Below are 18,097 nucleotides of genomic sequence, written 5' to 3'. Positions count from 1 at the left end.
GTGCATCCGTGTCCTGTGCGTCCTGATCTGTGTCTGATTCGGACATCGATGGCAATTCCCACCACCTTTATTTAAAACCAAACGGCCGTTCTGAATACGTCATTCAGAACGTCTGACATCCGTTAGACGGCCGATCTGGAATATTTTCCGGGGCACTCTCGACTGACCGGGGATTGAACGGTGATGAACGGACGCCACATATTTAACGGGGGCCTTTCGAGTAGAATTAATCGTGCAAACCGATAACTGTGGCGCGAACGACGAAGCGGAGCGCTGTGACGACCGTCCGACACGATCCGTCGAGCAAGTCGCTCGTTCGAGAGCGGGTACTCCGTTCGGTCGCGACTCACCGTGTGGGGGGGACGGTGTTTCTCGCGACGGGACGGCGAGTCTCTGGGACGATCCCGACCGACCGTTCGCGGAACCCTTCCGCCGCTAACAGTGGTATGGAGAACCAGAACAGTCGCGTACGGGCCTCGAGAACCGCCGAGAAGTCGTTCGACCGATCGGTCGAAGACGTCCTCGACGAACTGCTCGAGGCCCTCAGATCGGACCAGGGGGGTGCGCGAACGGAGGCACTCCGGCGGGCACTCGAACAGGAGTCCAGCCCCCAGCGGATAGACAACGAGCGGCTCGCGGACCTCGAGTCGAAGGTAGCGCAACTGTCGGACGAGGTCGATACGGACTCGGACGACGATCACGGGGCAACCCTCGAGGACGTTCGATCCGAACTCGACGGGACCGCCGACGAACTGGCGACGCTCCGAACGGTGATCGACGAGAGAGAGGCGACGGACGCGGCCCTCGAGGCGCGAATCGACGACCTCGAAGCCGCAGTCACCGAACTCGCCGATCGCTTCGCGAGCGTCGAGGCGGCGACGCGGCGCGATCGGTCGGAACTCTCCGCTGACCGCGACTCCCTCGACGTCGACGCCGCCGGGAGCGGGGAGCAGGTCGAGGACGACGTCGCCCGGAGGGTCACGCACGTCGAGAAGAATCTAAACGCACGAACCACCGCCCTGGCGTCCCGAATCCGGGATATCGAACAGCTGGAGGCGCGGATCGACGACCTCGAGGAGCGAATCGACGAACGAACGGCCGCCCTCGAAACCGGAATCGACGACGTCAACTCCACGATGCAGGATGCGATCACGCTGCTCCGAGAGGGAACGAAATCGGAGCTTTCGGCCGTCAAGACGGACATCGAGGACCTCGACGGTGAGCTTCGGTCGTCGATCGAATCCCTGGAGAAGGACGTCGACGCGCTCGAAGCCCACGCGGCCGACATGACCCTGTGGCGGAACTCGATAGAGGGTGTGCCCGAGGGCCTGGGAGACGGTCGCGACGACGAGCCCCAGTGATCGGTCTCCGCGTCGACACGTTTCGAGCGGACGACGGTTCCCGACGACACCCGACGCACCCGCCTCGCGACGATCGGCCAGCGTGACTGGGGGCGTTTCTCGCGGTCGACCGGATCGCGATTCGGAGGTGTTCCGAACGCACACGCGGGAGCGCCGGTGGCGTCCCGTCTCCGCGGTCGGCCCGCCGCCTCGTCCGGTATCGGCTGCGACGCTTCGGTGTCGGTCCCGCAAGACTGCACCGTGTCGGGCAAGACGGTGTCGAAGTTGCGGACGGCGTCGAGTTCCAGCCGTTACGCCTGAATCAGGCGGTGATCACGGTTTCACTTCCGACCGATCGTGTGGAACTCGTCGTTCGGGCGCATATCGGCGAACATCGCCAGTCGGTTGCTCAGGTTGTAGAACGCCGCGACGGACGCGATGTCCCAGAGCGCTTCCTCGCTAAACCCCGCCTCCCGGAGCGCTTCCAGGTCGTCTTCCTCCACCTCGGTCGGACGTTCGGTGAGTTTCACGGCGACGTCCAACATCGTCCGGTGGGCGTCGTTGACGTCCGCCGTTCGGTAGTTCGCCACGAGTTGATCGGCGAGTTTCGGGTCGTCCGCGTAGATCCGAACGAGCGCGCCGTGAGCGACGTTGCAGTAGTAACAGTGGTTGACTCCCGAGACCGCGACGACGATCATCTCGATCTCCTCGCGCTCCAGGGCGGTGTCCCCGACGAGCGCGTCGTGATAGTCGAAGAACGCCCGGAAGTGTGACGGCTTGTACGCCATCGCCGAGAACACGTTCGGCGTGAATCCCGCCCGATCGGTCTCCTCGACGATGCGGTCCTGGAGATCGTCGGGAAGGTCCTCGAAGTCGGGGACGGGGAACCGATGCATGGCGTCGTCGTCGAGTTCCGGTTGCGATTCGGCCTCGGCGTCCTGGTCTGGTTCGGCCATGACTACAGGTTCACAGTCGATCGTCATAATTCGCGGTGTCGGATCGGCGGCCACTCGTTCCCACGCGCGAGACGTCGATCGGCGGCGTCACTGGTCCGCGGGCCTGCCGCCTTCGGCCGTCGCCGCCTCGCGGACGGCATCGGCGTCGGGCGCGGCGAGCAAATGGGCCGGGCAGTCACAGTCCGAGGCCCCGAATCCCGTGATCCGATCGCCCGGCAGTAGATCGGCTAGCTCGCACTCCCGATCGGCGTCGGGGAACGTGATCGCGGTCTCGAGTCGCGTCTCGGGGTGACCGAGCAGGTAATCGACGTGCCAGTGGCGGGTGTCGCGCTCGCCGCGAGCGAGTTCGCGGTGCCGATCGACGCGGGCGAAGCCGCCAGGGCCGAACGCGGTTCCCACGTAGGCGTACGCGCCCGCCCCGAATTCGCGGGTGTTCAGCGCCCCGACGTCGATCTCGATCGGTTCCGGAACGTCGATCACGAGCACGTACGTGCCGCCCATATCGGACCCTGGGCACGAGACGAACAAAAACGGGCGTGGTTTCGGGACGCGATCGGGGTGTGGATCGATCGGCGTGGCCCCTCACTCGGACTCGTACCGATCGTCTCCGCTCTCGTCGGTCGGATCCCGCTCGTGGACGTGCCGGCGGTTGCTCTCGTCCTCGTCAGTCCCTGCGTCGCGTTCTCGTCGCTGATCCCGGTCCCGTTCGTCGATCGATCGATCCGCGGTCCAGCTGCCGGATTCGTCGCGCGGTCGATCGGGTTCGTACTCGAGACCGCCGCCGGTCCGATCCGCCGCTCCTCGCGAGCCCCGCGACGTCTCGCCGGTTCCACGACCGGGTTCGTCCCGACCGCGAACGTCGCGCCGCGGTTCGCCCTGGCCGCGGTCGCTGTGCTGGGATTCGACGTGACTGCGGTCCTCCTGCCGGGACTCGCGTCGACGTTCCTGTCCGGTCCGACGCTGTGGGTGCTCCCCACGGGACCCCTGGCTCCGCTGGTGTCGCCCTCCCTGGGGCTGTCCCGGCCGGTGCTGGTGGGTGTCGCGTTCCTCGCGCCAGCGCTCCGCGGAACCCTGCCGTTCGCGACGATCGCGCTGGCCGCCCTCTGGCTGGCCCTGCTGGCGCCCCCGTGGCGGCCCGTGCTGGCGGTCCATCCGCTGTCGACCCTCGTGGCCCCGTTGACCGTGCCGGTGCTCTCCCTGAGGCTCGGGCCTGCGCTGGCCCTGCTGGCGGCCTTCGCGGCGTGCTTCCCCGCCGTACTGGAGATCCGATTCGCCGATCGCGTCGGTGTGGAAGCCCTCCCGTTCCGCGCCGCCGCGATCTTCCGCCCGCCGATCGCGACCGCCACCTCGAGCGCGGCCTCGCTGCTGTTCCTGGCGCCCCTGCCGCTGGTGCATCTCGCGATCGTGCTGGCTCCGATCGCGGCGGTCCCCACGACCGCGTCGCTGGTCGCCGCGATCCATCCGCTGTCGACCCTGTCGACCGCGCTCGCCGCGCTGGCGCCGCTGGTCGCGGGCCTGTTGCTGTCCGCCACGCTGGCGCTGTCCGCCGCGTTGCCGGTCTCGCTGCCCACGATCGTACTGTTCGTGCCGTTCCGGTTCACGACCGCGCTGGTCGTATTGTCGTTCTCCGCGGTCTTGCTGACCGCGCCGTTGTCCGCCGCGGCTGTACTGCTCGCGGCGATGCTCGCCCCGTCTCTCGGCGCCGTACTGTTGCCCGCCGGCCCTTTCGATTTCGTGCGAACCCTGCTGGTGACGTTCGCGGCGTGCCTCCCCGCCGTACTCGAGCGTCCCGTCCTCGATCGCGTCGGTTTCGAATCCCTCGCTCTCCTCGGATCCGTACTGTTCGTGGCCCTCGGATCCGTACTGCTCCCGGCGTTCGTGGCGACCGCGGCTCCGATCGCCCTCGCGTGGCGTTTCACGCCGGTTGCGGCCCTCGGATTGGCCTTCTCGTCGCCAGCCGGGGTCCTGCTCCTGGCGGCGCCGTTTTCCTCCTTGCTTCCTGTCGCGTTCGCCCTGCACGCCGGGGCTCTGGCCCCAGCCGGGTTCGCCGTAGGGCGTGTCCGTCGGCTGTCTGTCTTCGGTCTCGCGGTGTCTCCCGCGATCGCCGCGCCCCCGTTCTTCGCTCCCGCCGCGACTGAACAGTCCGTGGAGCCAGCCGCGATCGTCGCCGCTTCGAGCCCGGCCGCGATCGTCACCGTGATACCGATCCCCCTCGTGCTGTCGGTCGGTTCGTCGGTCCCGCCGTCGTCGGTCGTCGTCGTATCGGTCGTTCATGATTGGACGTGAGTCTCGCCCGGATGACGTGCTGATGGCCGCCGCTACGCTCGTTCTGCGGTCGGAGGTTCGCCGATCAGGCGAATAAAGGCACGGCGTGCGTTCGCTTGCAGCCGTTCGCCCGCCGATCGGCGCTCCGTGTGGCGGGTTCGCGGTCCTGCCCGATACGGACTACTGTATGTCAGTTCGGTACAACCGCAAGGCGATCGCGGTTGTACCGGCACATCGGTACAGCGGACCGTCTCACCGCCGGTCGACGGCGCGAGGCCCGTTCCCGAAGTCGTAGTCGTACACCTCTCGCGCATCCGTCGACGAGCCGAACGCGAACAGGCCCCGGGCCGGTTCGTACTCGTAGGTGATCCACTGCGGCAGGAACTGCGCCCCGATCAGTTTGCGCACCCCGAGTTGCTTGAGTCGCGTCTCGGGCGTGAACTGGTCCGTCAGTCGCAGGTCGACGATCCCGTCGAAGACGTACTCGTCCTCCGGGTAGCTGTCGCTTCCGGCGGTCGTCGCCCCCGCGACGATCGGCACGTACCGGGCCGTACAGACCGTTCCGCGAACCTCCGTGACGAAGTCGTGGACCCGATCCCGCTGGAGCAATCGGCCGAGTTCGTCGAGCGAGTCGATCGTCACCAGCCCCGTTTCGGTCATCTCGAGCGCGTCCAGCGCCTCGTGCAACGCGTCGGCTACCGTCGGCCCGTCGTCCGGTTCCGCCACGGAGACGATCGAGTCCGCCGCGGCCTCGCCCACGAACGTCTGCCACTCGTTGCGGCTCTCGAGGAACGCCTCGCGATCCGAGAGCCGATGGGTGAAGCAGTCGACGATCCGGAGCCGATCGGTCTCGAGCGCGGGGAGGACGTTCCAGCCGTTCCCGAAGAACCGCTCGAGGGTCGCCGTCGGCGGGTTGGCGAAGGAGACGAGGACTGCGGGTTCGCCCCGTTCGATGGCGCGCCAGACGAGTTCGGTCAGGAGTTCGCTTCGGCGAGTTCCCTCGTCACCGGAGAGGAGGAGAAACGAGTCCGCCGGGATCCCGTTGGGTACGAGCGAGTCGAGCGGTTCGATCCCCGTCACGACGCGTTTGTAGGCGTCGGGGTCGGGCATCGTCGACTCGCCGTCGGCGGCTTCCCGGCAGGTTTCGGAACAGTACTGCCCGTCTGCCGCCTCCACCGGGCCGTCCGGAATCGGATAGTGGCAGTGATCGCACTGGAGCGGATACGGGTGTGTCCCTCCGGTCCGCAGGTGCTCGCTCATGACGCCGGTGCTACGACGGTCGGCGAAATAGTTCCCTTTCGTGACCGGCCTGACTGTCCGACGCGGCGAACGGAACCACGCGGTCGGCTTCGCCATCGTTTTCCCGGCCAGCGACGACGATCGGACATGGAAACCGCACTCGTCATCGGTGGCACGCGCTTCATCGGCCGCCACCTCGTGGACGACCTGCTCGCACACGGCTACGACGTGACGATCTTCAACCGCGCCAGTCACGACGACCCGTTCGCCGACGACGATCGGGTCAGCCACGTCGAGGGCGATCGGACGAACGACTCGGCGCTGGAGGCCGCGGCCGAGACCGTCGACCCGGACGCCGTCTTCGACTGCGTTGCCTACTATCCGAAAGACGTGCAGGCGGCGACCCGGATCTTCGCGGACTGCGAGGCGTACGTCTACATCTCGAGCGGAGCGGCCTACGGCCGCGAGGAGATTCCCAAGCGCGAAGGCGAAACGCCGCTCGAACCGTGCACGCCCGAACAGGCGACCGACGACTCGAACGATACCTACGGCGCTCGCAAGGCCGAGGGCGATCGGGCCGTCTTCGCCGCCGCGGAACGCGGCGTGAACGCGATGTCGGTCCGTCCCTGCATCGTCTACGGCCCCCACGACTACACCGAGCGCCTGGACTTCTGGATCGATCGCGTGAACCGGTTCGATCGCGTGATCGTTCCCGGCGACGGGACAAATATCTGGCACCGTGCCTACGTCGAGGACGTCGCGTCGGCGATGCGGATCGTCGCCGAGCGCGGCGAGGCGGGCGAGGCGTACAACGTCGGCGATCGGCGACTCGTCACGCTCGAGGAGATGGTCGACCTGATCGCCGACCAGCTGGAGACATCGGTAGCGGTCGTCACGGCCGGGCCGCGCGAACTCGCGGCCGCCGACGTCGCTCTCGACGACTACGTCCTCTACCGGGAGTACCCGCACGTCCTCTCGACCGCGAAACTCGCCGCCCTCGGCTGGGAATCGACCCCGCTCGAGGAGGCCATGGCCCGATCGGTCGACGCCCACCTCGAGAGCGATCGGACCGGGCGCGAACACGGACCCGATCGGGAGGCCGAGGAGCGCGTGCTGGGCATTCTGGACACGTTCTGATCGGGACCGCGGCCGTGGATTCTACGTGACAATCCGATCGCGAACGGACCGCCCGACTCCGTGTCCGACGTTCGGATCGACGAGAACGGTTTTATGTGCTCCACTGCGTGGAACGACGTATGTTCGAGAAGTCGACGTGGATTCGCCTGCCGCGAAACGTCGTCGTCGGCCACGGCGTCATCGACGACGCCGTCGACGTCGTCGACGACCTCCACCTGCAGGGCCGACCGCTGTTCGTGACCAGTCCGACTCCCCGGGAGGTCGCGGCCGACCCGATCGCCGACGACTTCGCGGCGGCCGGGATCGAGCCAGCGATCGTGACAGTTGAGAAAGCGACGTTCGACGCCGTCGAGCGCGTGATCGAGGCCGCCGAGGCCGAGGACGCCGCCTACCTCGTCGGCATCGGCGGCGGGAAGGCGATCGACATCGCGAAGATGGCGAGCGACCACCTCTCGATGGGCTTTCTCTCCGTCCCGACGGCGGCCAGCCACGACGGGATCGTCAGCAATCGCGGCTCGGTTCCGGACGGCGATACGCGTCACAGCGTCGCCGCCGAACCGCCGCTGGCGGTCGTCGCCGACACCGAGATCCTGGCGGAGGCCCCGTGGGAACTCACGACCGCGGGCTGTGCGGACATCATCTCCAACTACACCGCGGTCATGGACTGGCGGCTCGCCAAGCGGCTCAAGGACGTCGAGTACTCTGAGTACGCCGCGGCGCTCTCGGAGATGACCGCCGAGATCCTCGTCGACAACGCCGACCTCGTCCGTCCCGGACTCGAGGAGTCGTCCTGGATCGTCACCAAGGCGCTCGTCTCCTCGGGGGTCGCGATGAGCATCGCCGGCTCCTCCCGGCCGGCCAGCGGTGCCGAGCACCTCTTCTCCCACCAGCTCGATCGGCTCGCCCCGGGCGCGGCCCTGCACGGCCATCAGGTCGGCGTCGGCTCGATCATGACCGCCTACCTGCACGGTGGCGATCGCGGCTTCTGGCGGAACATCCGGGACGCCCTCTCGAGCATCGACGCGCCGACGACGGCCGCCGAACTCGGGATCGACGACGAGACGGTGATCGAGGCGCTGACGACCTGCCACGAGATCCGCGATCGGTACACGATCCTGGGCGACGGGATGAACGAGCGGGCCGCACGCGAGGTCGCGACGAAAACGGGCGTCATCGGCTGAGGTCGATCGACACGCTCACCCGAGGTCGGCCCGCTCGAAGCCCAGCGTCTCCAGTACGATCGGGACGCGCTCGCGTCGACCCTTACGTATCACGTTCGGACCCGCCTCGCGCAGTACGAGTACCCCCCACGATCGAGTTCGTCGACGAACTGCCGACGACGACGGGGAAGGGTCGCCGCGCGGACCTGCGCGAGCGAGAGGGGCTGGAGTAGACCGGGTCGTCAGTTTCGGTGTGAGCAGGCTCAGACGTGCTCGTCGAGGAAGTCCGCGATCGCGGAGTACGCTTCGATTCGGTTCTCGAGCTTCGAGAAGCCGTGGCCCTCGTCCTCGAAGATCAGCTTCCGGACCGGGACGCCGTGGTCGGCGACTTTCTCGACGATCTGTTCGGCCTCCCCGACCGGGACGCGCGGATCGTTCTCGCCGTGGAGGACGAACAGCGGTGCCTCGATGCGATCGACGTTGTTGATCGGCGAGATCTCTTCGAGGAACTCGCGGTCCTCGGCGAGCGATCCGTACTCCGCCTCCCGCAACTCGCGGCGCCAGTCGCCGGTGTTCTCGAGGAACGTGACGAAGTTGGCGATGCCGACGACGTCGATCCCGGCCGCCCAGAGGTCGGGGTACTCGGTGAGCGCGGCCAGCACCATGAACCCGCCGTAGGAGCCGCCCTTGGCGGCGATCCGATCGGGGTCGACGGCCGGGTGGTCCTGGAGCCACTCGACGCACGCTTCGATGTCGGCGACCGAGTCCATCCGCTTCTCGACGTCGTCGAGCGCCGCGTAGTCTGCGCCGTACCCCGCCGAGCCGCGAACGTTCGGCTCGAAGTAGGCGTACCCCCGATCGAGGAAGTACTGTTTGACGCTCGAGAACGACGGGCGGCGCTGGCTCTCGGGGCCGCCGTGGATGTCGACGATGACCGGGACGCCGTCGCCGTCGCTGGCCCCGGTGTCGTCCGCCTCGTCCGGCAGGGTCAGGAAGCCGGGCACCTCCAACTGGTCGAAACTCTCGACGTGGACGAGATCGGATTCGTCGAACGTTTCCCGCGGAATACCCGCGGTCGGGGCGTCCGTCCACCGCTCCGTCTCGCCGGTCTCGAACTCCACGACGAAGACGTTCGTGTTGACCGTGTCGCCGGAGGTCGAGAGCGCGAACCGTTCCGCGTCGGGACCGAAACTCACGCCGCCGGCGACGCCGCCCGGCAGATCGGGTTCGGAGACGGTCTCGAACGCCGTCGGATCGTCGGGGTCGAACTCGCCAACGGTCAGGTCGGTGTAGCCCTCGACGTTCCGCGAGTAGACGAATCGGCCGGTCTCGTCGTCCAGCGCGATGCCGTCCACGTTCCACCCCTCGCCCTCGACGATGCTCTCCAGATCGCCGGTCTCCAGGTCCAGGTAGGCCAGGTAGAGCGTGTCCGCGTCGCCCTCGTCGGTGACGAGGTAGATCCCCTCGCCGTCGGGAGCCCAGTTCGCGCTCCCGTACCGGACGTTGCCCTCGTGGGGCGTGAGGTGGTCGAGCTTCCCCGTCTCGAGGTCGAGGACGTACAGGTCCTGGTCGAAGTTGGAGTAGGCCTGCGAGACCAGCAGCCGGGAGTCGTCCGGGCTCCACCCCGCCAGCGAGAGCCAGCCGTCGCCCTCGTGGACGAGGGTCGCCTCGTCGCCCGTCTCGTCTCGCCCCTGGACGTAGATATCGAAGACGGCCTCGTCGCGGCGATTGGAGGCGAACGCGAACCGATCGCCGTCGTGGCTCCAGCCGCCCCAGCGGTGTTTGGCGTCGGGCATCGCGGTCAGGTTCTCGATCGCACCCGTCTCGGCGTCGAGCCGGAACAGTTGTGCCCGTTCGTTGCCGCCCTCGTCCATCCCGAAGATCAGTTCGGGACGCTCGGGCGACCACGAAGCGAAGGTCACCCGCTCGTCGTAGAAGGTGCGCTGTTCGGGCCACTCGCGGGGGCCGGTGAGCGTCCAGACTTGCGGCGTCCCGGTCGTGTCCATCAGGAAGGAGAGCCGATCGCCGTCGGGCCCGAACGACGCGCCGTACGCGCTCCGGACGTTGAGATAGCGTTCGATGTCGTAGGGAGGCATGGGAGGGACGTACGGAGCCGATCCTGTAGTGGTTTGTGTTGTGGCCGTCACATCGACCCCGGTCGTCACGTGTGGGTTTCGCCCGCGAACGCGACCAATCTTCGGATACGATGACGGTAGAGTCTGTGAACGCTCGTAATCCGTTCGTACAGCGGCTGTTGGGTATCCGTTCCCTGCGCAGTCGATCGGTTTTCGAACGCGCCCGTCGGTGGCCGCCTCCGCGGCGCTCCCGGTCGGCGCGGTACCGATCGTCGCGCGTAACAAAGCGGTTCGGACGGCCTAGACGGAATCGATGACAGACGGTGGGACCGAATACGACACGGACGACGCTTCGCTTCGTACGGTTCTCCTGACGATGCTGATCGTGCTCGCCGCGTTCGGGGCGATCGTCGCGGTCGTCGCACCGGCGTTCGTGGTCGGCGATTCCTCGCCTCCCGAGGACGGATCAGGATCGACCGATATCGACTCCGAACCGGCGACTGACGCGGACGAGGTCACAGACCGCGACGGCGCCTCGACCGATCGGCAAACCGACTCCCCGGAGGACGGATCGGCGAGCGACGATACTGACGCGGACGGCTCAGAGGACGGAGATGACCCCGATACTGACGAGGACGACGGAGAGGACGGTGACGAAGCCGATACCGACGAGGACGACGGGGAAGACGATACCGACGAGGACGACGGGGAAGACGATGTCGCGGGCGACGATAGCGATACGGACGACAGTGATAACGGCGAGTCGGACGACACCGAGTCGACCGACGTGGACGACGCTCCGGACGACGCCGACGACCGGTCCGATTCCGGGGCGGATGCCGGTGAAGACGACCCCGATCCCGCCGTCGACCCGGTAGACGGGCCCACCGACGACGGCCGGGACGGGAGCCTGCTCGAACGGATCGAGTCGTACCTCGAGGATCTCGTCTCCGGATTCGACGAGGACTGACTCGATCGCGAGCACGCCGTCGACCCCGTATCGGGGTGCGAGCCGTTTTTCCTCACCTCGATCGCGGTATCGAAGGTGAACCGACGCGTCCCGCGATCGGAAATCGCCGAACTGAACGAAAGAAGTGATTTTTTATCCCCACACTGCGTGCCGACGGCATATGCGCATCGCGTTCGTCTCGTACGAAACGGTCCACCACCGCGATACCGAGACGAACCAGCGGTTCCAGTCGATCGTCGACCTCCTCGCGGCGCGCGATCACGACGTGCACGTGTTCTGTACCCAGTTCTGGGACGGCGAGCAGGGCCGCATAGAGCGCGACGACGTCACGTACCACGGCGTGTCGGTCGGCCTGGAGGCGACGGCTTCGTTCCTGTTGCGGCTGCCGTTCGTCCTCGCGGCCGCGCGGCCGGACGTCGTCCACGCGAGCGCACAGCCGTCGGGACAGGTCCTCGCGGCCAGCGTGGGGGCGACGCTGGCCCGCGTCCCACTACTCGTCGAGTGGTACGGCGACGGCGGCGTCGTGGACGATCGATCGACGCGGCTGGCGGCCGGCCGCCCGGACTGGATCGTCACCCCGTCAGAACTCGTCGGCACGTGGGTCCGAGAGCGCGGGGCCGACGGCGACCTCGTCGAGCGGATCCCCAACCCGATCGATCTGGAACGCATTCGGGCGGTCGACCCGGACGAGCGCGTGGACGTGATCTACGCCCGCCGTCTCGACGAGGGTGCCAACCTCGAGAGCCTCCTGCTGGCGCTCGCGGAGCTTCGCGACCGGGACTGGACGGCGACGGTCGTCGGCGACGGGCCGGAACGGGAGCGGTACGAACGGCTCGCGAGCGACCTCCGGATCGACGATCGGATCACGTTCGCCGGCGCGCTTTCCCTCGACGAGCGGATCGCGGCCTACCGCGGGGCCCACGTCTTCGCGCAGACGGCCGAACACTGCGTCTTCCCGACGGAGATGCTGTGGGCGCTGGCGGCCGGCTGCGTCGGGATCGTCGAGTACCACGTCGACTCCAGCGCCCACGAACTCGTCGAGGGCTGGGACCGCGGCTTTCGCACGACGAGCGAGGACGAACTCGCCGACGCGATTCTCGAAGCGGGCGACCTCGAACACCGCGACGTCGACGAGACGTTCGCCGAGTACGACGCCGACGCCGTCGCCGATCGGTACCTGGAGCGGTACCGGGCGCTCCAGGACGATCACGGCCTCTTGTGACCGGGGTGGCGGTCGCCGCGTCGAACCCGGCGGTGGCCCGACCTACGCGCCCTCGATCTCTTCGATCGCGAGCTGGGACTCCGGGAGGGTCTGTCCGCCGTCGACGACGATCGAGGTGCCAGTGACGTAGCCGGCTTCCTCGGACGCCAGGTACGCGACCGCGTAACCGACGTCCTCGGGCGACCCGAGTTCGCCCTTCGGGATCGAGTTGCGCATCTTCTCCAGGTACTCCTCGCCGAGGTCGTCGAGCCCACCCGTCGCGATGTTTCCGGGGAGGACGGCATTGACCGTGATGTCCGAGGCGGCGACCTCGAGCGCGGCCGTTCGCATGAACCCGAGGACGCCGGCCTTGGTCGCGGCGTAGTGGGTCCAGCCGGGGTAGCCGACCATCGGCCCGGTGATCGAGGACGTGATCACGATCCGGCCGTAGTCCTGCTCGCGCATGTGCGGAAGACACGCTCGCACGGAGAGGAACACGCCCTTCGCGTTCACGTCGAAGACCCGGTCCCAGTCCTCGACCGAGAGTTCCTCGAGGGTGGCGGACGGAAAGATCCCCGCGTTGGCACAGAGCACGTCGATCCGGCCGTACTCGTCGACGACGGTCTCCGCGAGCGCCGCCGTCTCGGCGGGATCGGTTACGTCGGCCTCGACGCCCATCGCCTCGCCCGGCAGGTCGTTCGCGACGCGTTCGGCCGCTGCCGCGTCCACGTCGGCCAGCACGACCGTCGCGCCGGCCGTCGACAGTACGTCCGCGATTCCCGCCCCGATTCCGCTGGCGCCGCCAGTGACGATCGCGATTCGATCTTCGACGGTCATCGTTCCGGGTCGACAGTCCACCGATCGGGACTTAATCGTATCACCCGCTGGTACCGCGGCGGTTGCGGGCGCTCGGGCGCGGGCGGCTCGCGATCGACGATCGGTGCCCGGTCAAATCGTGCGGGACAGCTATTACGATCGGCTCGTAACAGGGAGACGAACATGCAGGGCGACTGTGATTTCTGTCGGATCGTCGCGGGGGAGGACGCTGCCGCGTGTGTCGTCGACGACGATCGCGTACTCGCGTTTCTCGACCAGCGACCGGTCACGACGGGCCACACGCTGGTCGTGCCGAACGCACACGGGTCGGAACTGTTCGAGATGGACGAGCGGACCGTCGGGGCCGTCTTCCGGACCGTCCGGCGGCTCTGGACGGCGATCGACGACGTGCTCGATCCGATCGGGATCAGCGTGTTCTACACCACGGGCTCGATCGTCGGGACGGTCGAGCACGCACACGTCCACCTCGTCCCCCGGTTCGAGGACGATGGCGTCACCATCTCCCTGGTCAGGGACCGACTCGACGACGCGGACGGCGACCGACTCGCGTCGCGATTGCGGGACGCGGTCTAGAGATCGAACTTCGCGGCCGCGGTCTCCATGTCCTTGTCGCCGCGCCCGGAGAGGTTCACGAGGATCGTCTCGTGCTCGCCCGCTTCGGCGAGTTCGATCGCCCGGGCGATCGCGTGACTCGACTCCAGTGCGGGAATGATCCCCTCGGTCTCGCTGAGTTCCCGGAACGCCGCCAGCGCCTCGTCGTCGGTGACGCCCGTGTACTCGCAGCGGCCGACGGCGCGGAACATGGCGTGTTCGGGGCCGACGCCGGGGTAGTCGAGGCCGGCCGAGACGGAGTGGACGTCGACGTCCTCGCCGATCACGCGCGTTTTCATCCCGTGGTGCACGTCGTCGGTCCCCTTCGCGAGCGGAGCGGCGTGCCTGCTCGATTCCGCACCCTCGCCGCCGCCCTCCGCGCCGTAGAACGCCACGTCGTCCTCAGAAATCTTCGATTTCTGATGGGATGCGGAAGACGACGTAGTCGTCTTCCGAACGTCGTCCCGGAAGGCGTGGAAGAGGCCGATCGCGTTCGAGCCGCCGCCGACGCAGGCGACGGCCGCGTCGGGGAGCCCACCCGTGCGCTCCCGGAACTGCTCGCGGGCTTCCTCGCCGATGACGCTCTGGAAGTCACGGACCATCCGCGGGAACGGGTCGGGACCGACGACGCTCCCGACGAGGTAGTGGGTGTTGTCGACGTTCTCGGCGAAGTCCTCGAGCGCCGCGTCGACGGCGTCGGCGAGGCCCTCGTCACCCCGGGTGACTTCGTTGACCTCGGCGCCCATCAGCCGCATCCGGAAGACGTTCATCTCCTGGCGCTGAACGTCCTTTTTCCCCATGTAGATCTCCGTCTCGAGGCCCAGCAGTGCGCCGACCATCGCGGTCGCGACGCCGTGCTGGCCGGCCCCCGTCTCGGCGATCAGCCGATCGCGCCCCGCTCGCTTGGCGAGGAGGGCCTGGCCGAGACAGTTGTTGATCTTGTGCGCGCCGCCGTGGAGCAGGTCCTCGCGCTTGAGGTAGATGTCGGCCCCGTACCGATCGCTCAGGTTGCTCGCGTGGTACAGCGGCGTCGGTCGGCCGGCGAACGATTCGAGCAGGTCGCGAAAATCGGACTGGAACGCGTCGGTCGTCGCGACCTCGTCGTAGGCGGCCGCGAGTTCCTCGAGCGGTTCCTCGAGCGGTTTCGGCACGTGTCTCCCGCCGTACCCCTCGAACTCTCCGTTGGACATACCCGGCGACTCTTTCTCGACGGTATTAGATGCTCCCATCTGGACTGCGATCGGGGGTCAAAACAGGGCCGCCAGCACCGCGAGCGAGAGCGCGCTGGAGACGAGCAACGAGACCAGGACGACGACGACGGGCGTCGCGCCGGTGGTACGGAGTTCGGCGAGCCGGATCTCCGTCCCGAGGCCGACGAACGCGAGCAGGAACAGCCAGTTGTAGGCGTGCTCGATCGACGCCTGCTGGGCGGCCGAGAACGCGCCAGCGCTCGCGAGCGCTGCGAGCGCGAGAAAGCCGACCACGAATTTCGGAAACTCGCTCCAGAGCGTCCGGAAGGAGCCGCGATCGCCGGTCCCGGTCCGGGCGTAGTAGCTCGCGTAGCCGAGCACGACGACCCCGATCAGGGCGTTACGCGCGAGTTTCGTCATCGTCGCCCACTGGCCGGCGACCTCGGAGTGGGCGACCCCGACCGCGACGACCGGGCCGGTCGAGAACATGCTGACCCCGGCCCAGACTCCGAAGACGATGCCGGAGAGGTCGAGCAAGTCGCCGACGATCGGGTAGACGACGAGCGTCACCGCGTCGAACAGCAGGACGGTCGCGGCCGCGTAGGCGATCTGGTCCTCCCGGGCGTCGATCGAACCGGCCACCGCGACGACGGCCGAGACCCCGCAGATGCTGGCCCCGGCCGCGAGCAGCGATCCGAGCCGATCGGCGATCCCGAAGACGTTTCGCGCGAGGCTCTCGACGACGACGAGCGTGACGCCGGCGACGCCGATCACGACGAGGAGGACGAGTCCGCCGACGTCGAGCACCGTCCCGAGCGACAGTGATGCACCCATCAGGACGATCCCGGCCCCGAGCCAGAGCTTGTGTGTCTCGAGCCCCGGTTCGAGTCGCTCCGGAACGCCGACGGCGTTCTCGAGGACGAACCCCAGGGCGATCGCGACGAGCAGGTGATTGGGGCCGCCGGCCAGCGCGATCGCTCGGGCCGCGATCGCACCGATACAGAGGGCGAACAGTCCCGGAAGCAGTCGGCGCGCACTCATCCGGTCACCACGGGATCCCGAGGTTCAGCACCTGGACGAGCACGACGATCACTGCGCCGACGACGACGCTTCGCCAGTCCCGTTCGAGGGCCGTCCAGGTGGACCGGACGGCGGCCGCGCCTTCGGCCAACGGCTCTATCGACATCTGATCGATGGTCCGGTCTGCCGACCTTAATCCTTGGCGATTCCGTCACAGATGGCGGCCATATTTACCGTTAGGCGACCGGGAAACGGGGCGTGCCGTCTCCTTATCGATCGACGCTCCCGAGGACGATGTCGAGACTCCCCAGCGAGGCGATCAGGTCGGCGACGTACCCGCCTTCGGCCATCTCGGGGAGGGCGGAGAGGTTGTGGAAGCACGGGCTCCGGATCTTGAACCGGGCGGGCGAGTTGGTGCCGTCCGATCGGACGTAGATCCCGAGTTCCCCCTTCGCGGATTCGACCGCGCGGTAGGTCTCTGTTCCCGCGTCGGGTTTGAGCGTCCGGGGGACGTTGCTCTGGACGGTTCGTTCGTCCTCTGGCCAGTCCTCGAGCAGGTCGAGACACTGCTGGACGATCTTGGCGGACTCCTCGACCTCCCGCATCCGGACGAGCACCCGCGAGTAGTTGTCACAGCCGTCGAGGGTGACGACGTTCCAGTCGAGGTTCGGGTAGTAGCCGTACGGGTCGTCGCGGCGCAGGTCGTAGTCGATTCCCGATCCGCGGGCGACGGGACCCGTACAGCCGTAGTCCTTGGCGACCTCGGGTTCTAAGACGCCGGTGTCGACGCACCGGATCTGGAAGATCTCGTTCCCGGTGAGCAAGGCGTTGTACTCGTCGACCTTCGCGGGCAGTTCGTCGAGGAAGTCCCGGCACTTCTCGACGAACTCCTCGCGCGGTCGGGGCAGATCCCACGCGACCCCGCCCAGCCGGAAGTAGTAGAACATCATCCGCTGGCCGGTCAGGTCCTCGAGGATGTCCTGGACGACCTCCCGATCGCGGAAGGCGTACTGGAAGATGGCGGTGAAATCGCCGTAGACGTCGAGCGCGAAGGTGCCCAGCGCGAGGAAGTGGCCGAGCATCCGGCCGAACTCGGTCGACATGGTCCGCAGGACCTGGGCGTACTCGGGTACCTCGATGTCCGCGAGGTCCTCGATCGCGCGGGCGACGGCCCACTCGTTGGGGAGGTTCGCGGTGTAGTCCCAGCGGTTCGAGTAGGGGATGATCTGGTGGCGGTAGGTCCCCTGCTGGCACATTTGCTCCTCGCAACGGTGGAGATAGCCCACGTCGGGGTCGACGTCGACCACGGTCTCGCCGTCGAGGGTCGTCTTGAGGTGGAGCACCCCGTGGGTCGCGGGGTGGTGGGGCCCGATGTTGATGAGCATCGTGTCCGATTCGGTCAGTTCCCGATCGGGTTGTAACGGGTTCGCGTGTTCGGCGAACCGAACGACCTGCGGCTTCTCCTGGTCGTACTCGAGCGCGAGGGGGTGTCCCTGCCACGACTCAGGAAGGAGGATCCGGCGGAGGTCGGGGTGGCCCTCGTACTCGATCCCGACGAGGTCGAACGCCTCGCGTTCGTGCCAGTCGGCCGTCCTGAAGACGGGTTCGGCGGTCTGACAGACCGGATCGTCTTTCGGCACCTGCGCGATCAGCGTCACCTCGTGGGTCCGCTGGTCGTACTTCGTCAGGTGATAGATCGACTCGTAGCGGTCCTCGTACTCCTGTGGGGTGAGACACGAGAGGTGATCGAATCCGGCCTCGTCTCGCAACAGCGCCAGGACCGCCTGGACGTCGTCTGGGCGAATCACGAACGCCGGCGCGTTCTCGTGGTCGTCCCGGCCGATCGCGTACTCGTCGAGCAGCGCCGCGAGTTCGTCCTCGTCGACCTGCTCGTCCCGCAGGTGGTCGTACTCGGGGTCGATGCGCTCGCGTTCGCGGTGTTCTGGCTCGCTCATTGGTGGTCCTCCAGGGACGCCGTTGCGGACGCTAGCGTGTGTTTCCCTCACGTACACCTGACACGGGAATGAGGATTTTGGTGGGTCGGATTGACGGTCACGGGATCCGATCGGTCTTCGGGGTCGCGTCGTTCGGTTCTCTCGTCGCCGACTGCTCGCCG

Annotated in this window: 17 protein-coding genes; 7 read left to right on the top strand and 10 right to left on the bottom strand. The window is 67.5% G+C overall.

What is annotated here, in order from left to right; genetic code table 11:
• The first annotated feature begins 446 nt into the window (after nt 1-446).
• Complete coding sequence (locus AC6I6X_RS18325) at nt 447-1,361, top strand: hypothetical protein (protein ID WP_497932000.1); 915 nt, start codon at nt 447-449, stop codon at nt 1,359-1,361.
• A gap of 320 nt (nt 1,362-1,681) precedes the next feature.
• On the opposite strand, the gene AC6I6X_RS18320 is transcribed toward AC6I6X_RS18325, so the two are convergent.
• The 3 genes from AC6I6X_RS18320 to AC6I6X_RS18310 all read right to left on the bottom strand — a co-directional run bounded on the left by AC6I6X_RS18320 (nt 1,682) and on the right by AC6I6X_RS18310 (nt 3,448).
• Nucleotides 1,682-2,296: a peroxidase-related enzyme gene (locus tag AC6I6X_RS18320; protein WP_497931999.1), complete on the bottom strand. Its 615-nt coding sequence runs from the start codon at nt 2,294-2,296 to the stop codon at nt 1,682-1,684.
• A gap of 87 nt (nt 2,297-2,383) precedes the next feature.
• On the bottom strand, nt 2,384-2,797 hold the full coding sequence (locus AC6I6X_RS18315) for a GIY-YIG nuclease family protein (protein WP_497931998.1): 414 nt from the start codon (nt 2,795-2,797) through the stop codon (nt 2,384-2,386).
• Nucleotides 2,798-2,878: 81 nt separating this feature from the next.
• Complete coding sequence (locus tag AC6I6X_RS18310) at nt 2,879-3,448, bottom strand: hypothetical protein (RefSeq protein ID WP_497931997.1); 570 nt, start codon at nt 3,446-3,448, stop codon at nt 2,879-2,881.
• Between AC6I6X_RS18310 and AC6I6X_RS18305 the strand changes: the two genes are divergently transcribed.
• Nucleotides 3,434-4,582, top strand: coding sequence for a hypothetical protein (locus AC6I6X_RS18305; RefSeq protein WP_497931996.1), 1,149 nt, complete (start codon nt 3,434-3,436; stop codon nt 4,580-4,582). The genes AC6I6X_RS18310 and AC6I6X_RS18305 overlap by 15 nt on opposite strands.
• Nucleotides 4,583-4,813: 231 nt before the next feature.
• Here AC6I6X_RS18305 and AC6I6X_RS18300 read toward each other — a convergent pair whose 3' ends face one another.
• Nucleotides 4,814-5,821 carry an RAD55 family ATPase gene (locus AC6I6X_RS18300; RefSeq protein ID WP_497931995.1) on the bottom strand — a complete coding sequence of 336 codons (1,008 nt, stop codon included), beginning with the start codon at nt 5,819-5,821 and terminating at the stop codon, nt 4,814-4,816.
• A gap of 126 nt (nt 5,822-5,947) precedes the next feature.
• Here AC6I6X_RS18300 and AC6I6X_RS18295 point away from each other — a divergent pair, with 126 nt between their 5' ends.
• Both AC6I6X_RS18295 and AC6I6X_RS18290 read left to right on the top strand, forming a co-directional pair.
• Nucleotides 5,948-6,937: an NAD-dependent epimerase/dehydratase family protein gene (locus AC6I6X_RS18295; RefSeq protein ID WP_497931994.1), complete on the top strand. Its 990-nt coding sequence runs from the start codon at nt 5,948-5,950 to the stop codon at nt 6,935-6,937.
• 119 nt (nt 6,938-7,056) lie between these two features.
• Complete coding sequence (locus AC6I6X_RS18290) at nt 7,057-8,118, top strand: NAD(P)-dependent glycerol-1-phosphate dehydrogenase (RefSeq protein WP_497931993.1); 1,062 nt, start codon at nt 7,057-7,059, stop codon at nt 8,116-8,118.
• A 242-nt stretch (nt 8,119-8,360) separates the two neighbouring features.
• Here AC6I6X_RS18290 and AC6I6X_RS18285 read toward each other — a convergent pair whose 3' ends face one another.
• A complete protein-coding gene (locus AC6I6X_RS18285; RefSeq protein ID WP_497931992.1) occupies nt 8,361-10,193 on the bottom strand; it encodes a S9 family peptidase in 1,833 nt (610 codons plus the stop codon).
• A gap of 292 nt (nt 10,194-10,485) precedes the next feature.
• Between AC6I6X_RS18285 and AC6I6X_RS18280 the strand changes: the two genes are divergently transcribed.
• Both AC6I6X_RS18280 and AC6I6X_RS18275 read left to right on the top strand, forming a co-directional pair.
• Complete coding sequence (locus AC6I6X_RS18280) at nt 10,486-11,142, top strand: hypothetical protein (protein ID WP_497931991.1); 657 nt, start codon at nt 10,486-10,488, stop codon at nt 11,140-11,142.
• A gap of 160 nt (nt 11,143-11,302) precedes the next feature.
• The gene (locus tag AC6I6X_RS18275) at nt 11,303-12,364 is read left to right on the top strand and encodes a glycosyltransferase family 4 protein (RefSeq protein ID WP_497931990.1); all 1,062 of its coding nucleotides are present in this window, start codon (nt 11,303-11,305) and stop codon (nt 12,362-12,364) included.
• Between the two features lie 42 nt (nt 12,365-12,406).
• On the opposite strand, the gene fabG is transcribed toward AC6I6X_RS18275, so the two are convergent.
• The gene (gene fabG / locus AC6I6X_RS18270) at nt 12,407-13,180 is read right to left on the bottom strand and encodes a 3-oxoacyl-ACP reductase FabG (protein ID WP_497931989.1); all 774 of its coding nucleotides are present in this window, start codon (nt 13,178-13,180) and stop codon (nt 12,407-12,409) included.
• Nucleotides 13,181-13,342: 162 nt separating this feature from the next.
• Here fabG and AC6I6X_RS18265 point away from each other — a divergent pair, with 162 nt between their 5' ends.
• A complete protein-coding gene (locus AC6I6X_RS18265) occupies nt 13,343-13,753 on the top strand; it encodes an HIT family protein (protein ID WP_497931988.1) in 411 nt (136 codons plus the stop codon).
• On the opposite strand, the gene trpB is transcribed toward AC6I6X_RS18265, so the two are convergent.
• The 4 genes from trpB to AC6I6X_RS18245 all read right to left on the bottom strand — a co-directional run bounded on the left by trpB (nt 13,750) and on the right by AC6I6X_RS18245 (nt 17,936).
• On the bottom strand, nt 13,750-14,961 hold the full coding sequence (trpB, locus tag AC6I6X_RS18260; RefSeq protein ID WP_497931987.1) for a tryptophan synthase subunit beta: 1,212 nt from the start codon (nt 14,959-14,961) through the stop codon (nt 13,750-13,752). The two genes, AC6I6X_RS18265 and trpB, sit on opposite strands and share 4 nt — an antisense overlap.
• A gap of 57 nt (nt 14,962-15,018) precedes the next feature.
• Nucleotides 15,019-16,002 (bottom strand): YeiH family protein, encoded by a 984-nt coding sequence (locus tag AC6I6X_RS18255; protein ID WP_497931986.1) that lies wholly within the window; start codon nt 16,000-16,002, stop codon nt 15,019-15,021.
• 4 nt (nt 16,003-16,006) lie between these two features.
• Nucleotides 16,007-16,147 (bottom strand): hypothetical protein, encoded by a 141-nt coding sequence (locus AC6I6X_RS18250; RefSeq protein WP_497931985.1) that lies wholly within the window; start codon nt 16,145-16,147, stop codon nt 16,007-16,009.
• A 103-nt stretch (nt 16,148-16,250) separates the two neighbouring features.
• Nucleotides 16,251-17,936 carry an NADH-quinone oxidoreductase subunit D gene (locus AC6I6X_RS18245; protein ID WP_497931984.1) on the bottom strand — a complete coding sequence of 562 codons (1,686 nt, stop codon included), beginning with the start codon at nt 17,934-17,936 and terminating at the stop codon, nt 16,251-16,253.
• Nucleotides 17,937-18,097 lie beyond the last annotated feature (161 nt).

The organism is Halosolutus sp. YCN4 (assembly GCF_059736495.1).
The sequence above is the reverse complement of the archived record's forward strand: the minus strand, read 5'-3'. Positions and strand labels throughout refer to the sequence as shown.

Coding starts and splice junctions, on each gene's coding strand:
- AC6I6X_RS18315 (WP_497931998.1), bottom strand. CDS start 2,797: ATGGGCGGCACGTACGTGCTCGTGATCGACGTTCCGGAACCGATCGAG.
- AC6I6X_RS18265 (WP_497931988.1), top strand. CDS start 13,343: ATGCAGGGCGACTGTGATTTCTGTCGGATCGTCGCGGGGGAGGACGCT.
- fabG (WP_497931989.1), bottom strand. CDS start 13,180: ATGACCGTCGAAGATCGAATCGCGATCGTCACTGGCGGCGCCAGCGGA.
- AC6I6X_RS18310 (WP_497931997.1), bottom strand. CDS start 3,448: ATGGACCGCCAGCACGGGCCGCCACGGGGGCGCCAGCAGGGCCAGCCA.
- AC6I6X_RS18280 (WP_497931991.1), top strand. CDS start 10,486: ATGACAGACGGTGGGACCGAATACGACACGGACGACGCTTCGCTTCGT.
- AC6I6X_RS18245 (WP_497931984.1), bottom strand. CDS start 17,936: ATGAGCGAGCCAGAACACCGCGAACGCGAGCGCATCGACCCCGAGTAC.
- AC6I6X_RS18275 (WP_497931990.1), top strand. CDS start 11,303: ATGCGCATCGCGTTCGTCTCGTACGAAACGGTCCACCACCGCGATACC.
- AC6I6X_RS18295 (WP_497931994.1), top strand. CDS start 5,948: ATGGAAACCGCACTCGTCATCGGTGGCACGCGCTTCATCGGCCGCCAC.
- AC6I6X_RS18325 (WP_497932000.1), top strand. CDS start 447: ATGGAGAACCAGAACAGTCGCGTACGGGCCTCGAGAACCGCCGAGAAG.
- AC6I6X_RS18285 (WP_497931992.1), bottom strand. CDS start 10,193: ATGCCTCCCTACGACATCGAACGCTATCTCAACGTCCGGAGCGCGTAC.
- AC6I6X_RS18320 (WP_497931999.1), bottom strand. CDS start 2,296: ATGGCCGAACCAGACCAGGACGCCGAGGCCGAATCGCAACCGGAACTC.
- AC6I6X_RS18300 (WP_497931995.1), bottom strand. CDS start 5,821: ATGAGCGAGCACCTGCGGACCGGAGGGACACACCCGTATCCGCTCCAG.
- trpB (WP_497931987.1), bottom strand. CDS start 14,961: ATGTCCAACGGAGAGTTCGAGGGGTACGGCGGGAGACACGTGCCGAAA.
- AC6I6X_RS18255 (WP_497931986.1), bottom strand. CDS start 16,002: ATGAGTGCGCGCCGACTGCTTCCGGGACTGTTCGCCCTCTGTATCGGT.
- AC6I6X_RS18290 (WP_497931993.1), top strand. CDS start 7,057: ATGTTCGAGAAGTCGACGTGGATTCGCCTGCCGCGAAACGTCGTCGTC.
- AC6I6X_RS18250 (WP_497931985.1), bottom strand. CDS start 16,147: ATGTCGATAGAGCCGTTGGCCGAAGGCGCGGCCGCCGTCCGGTCCACC.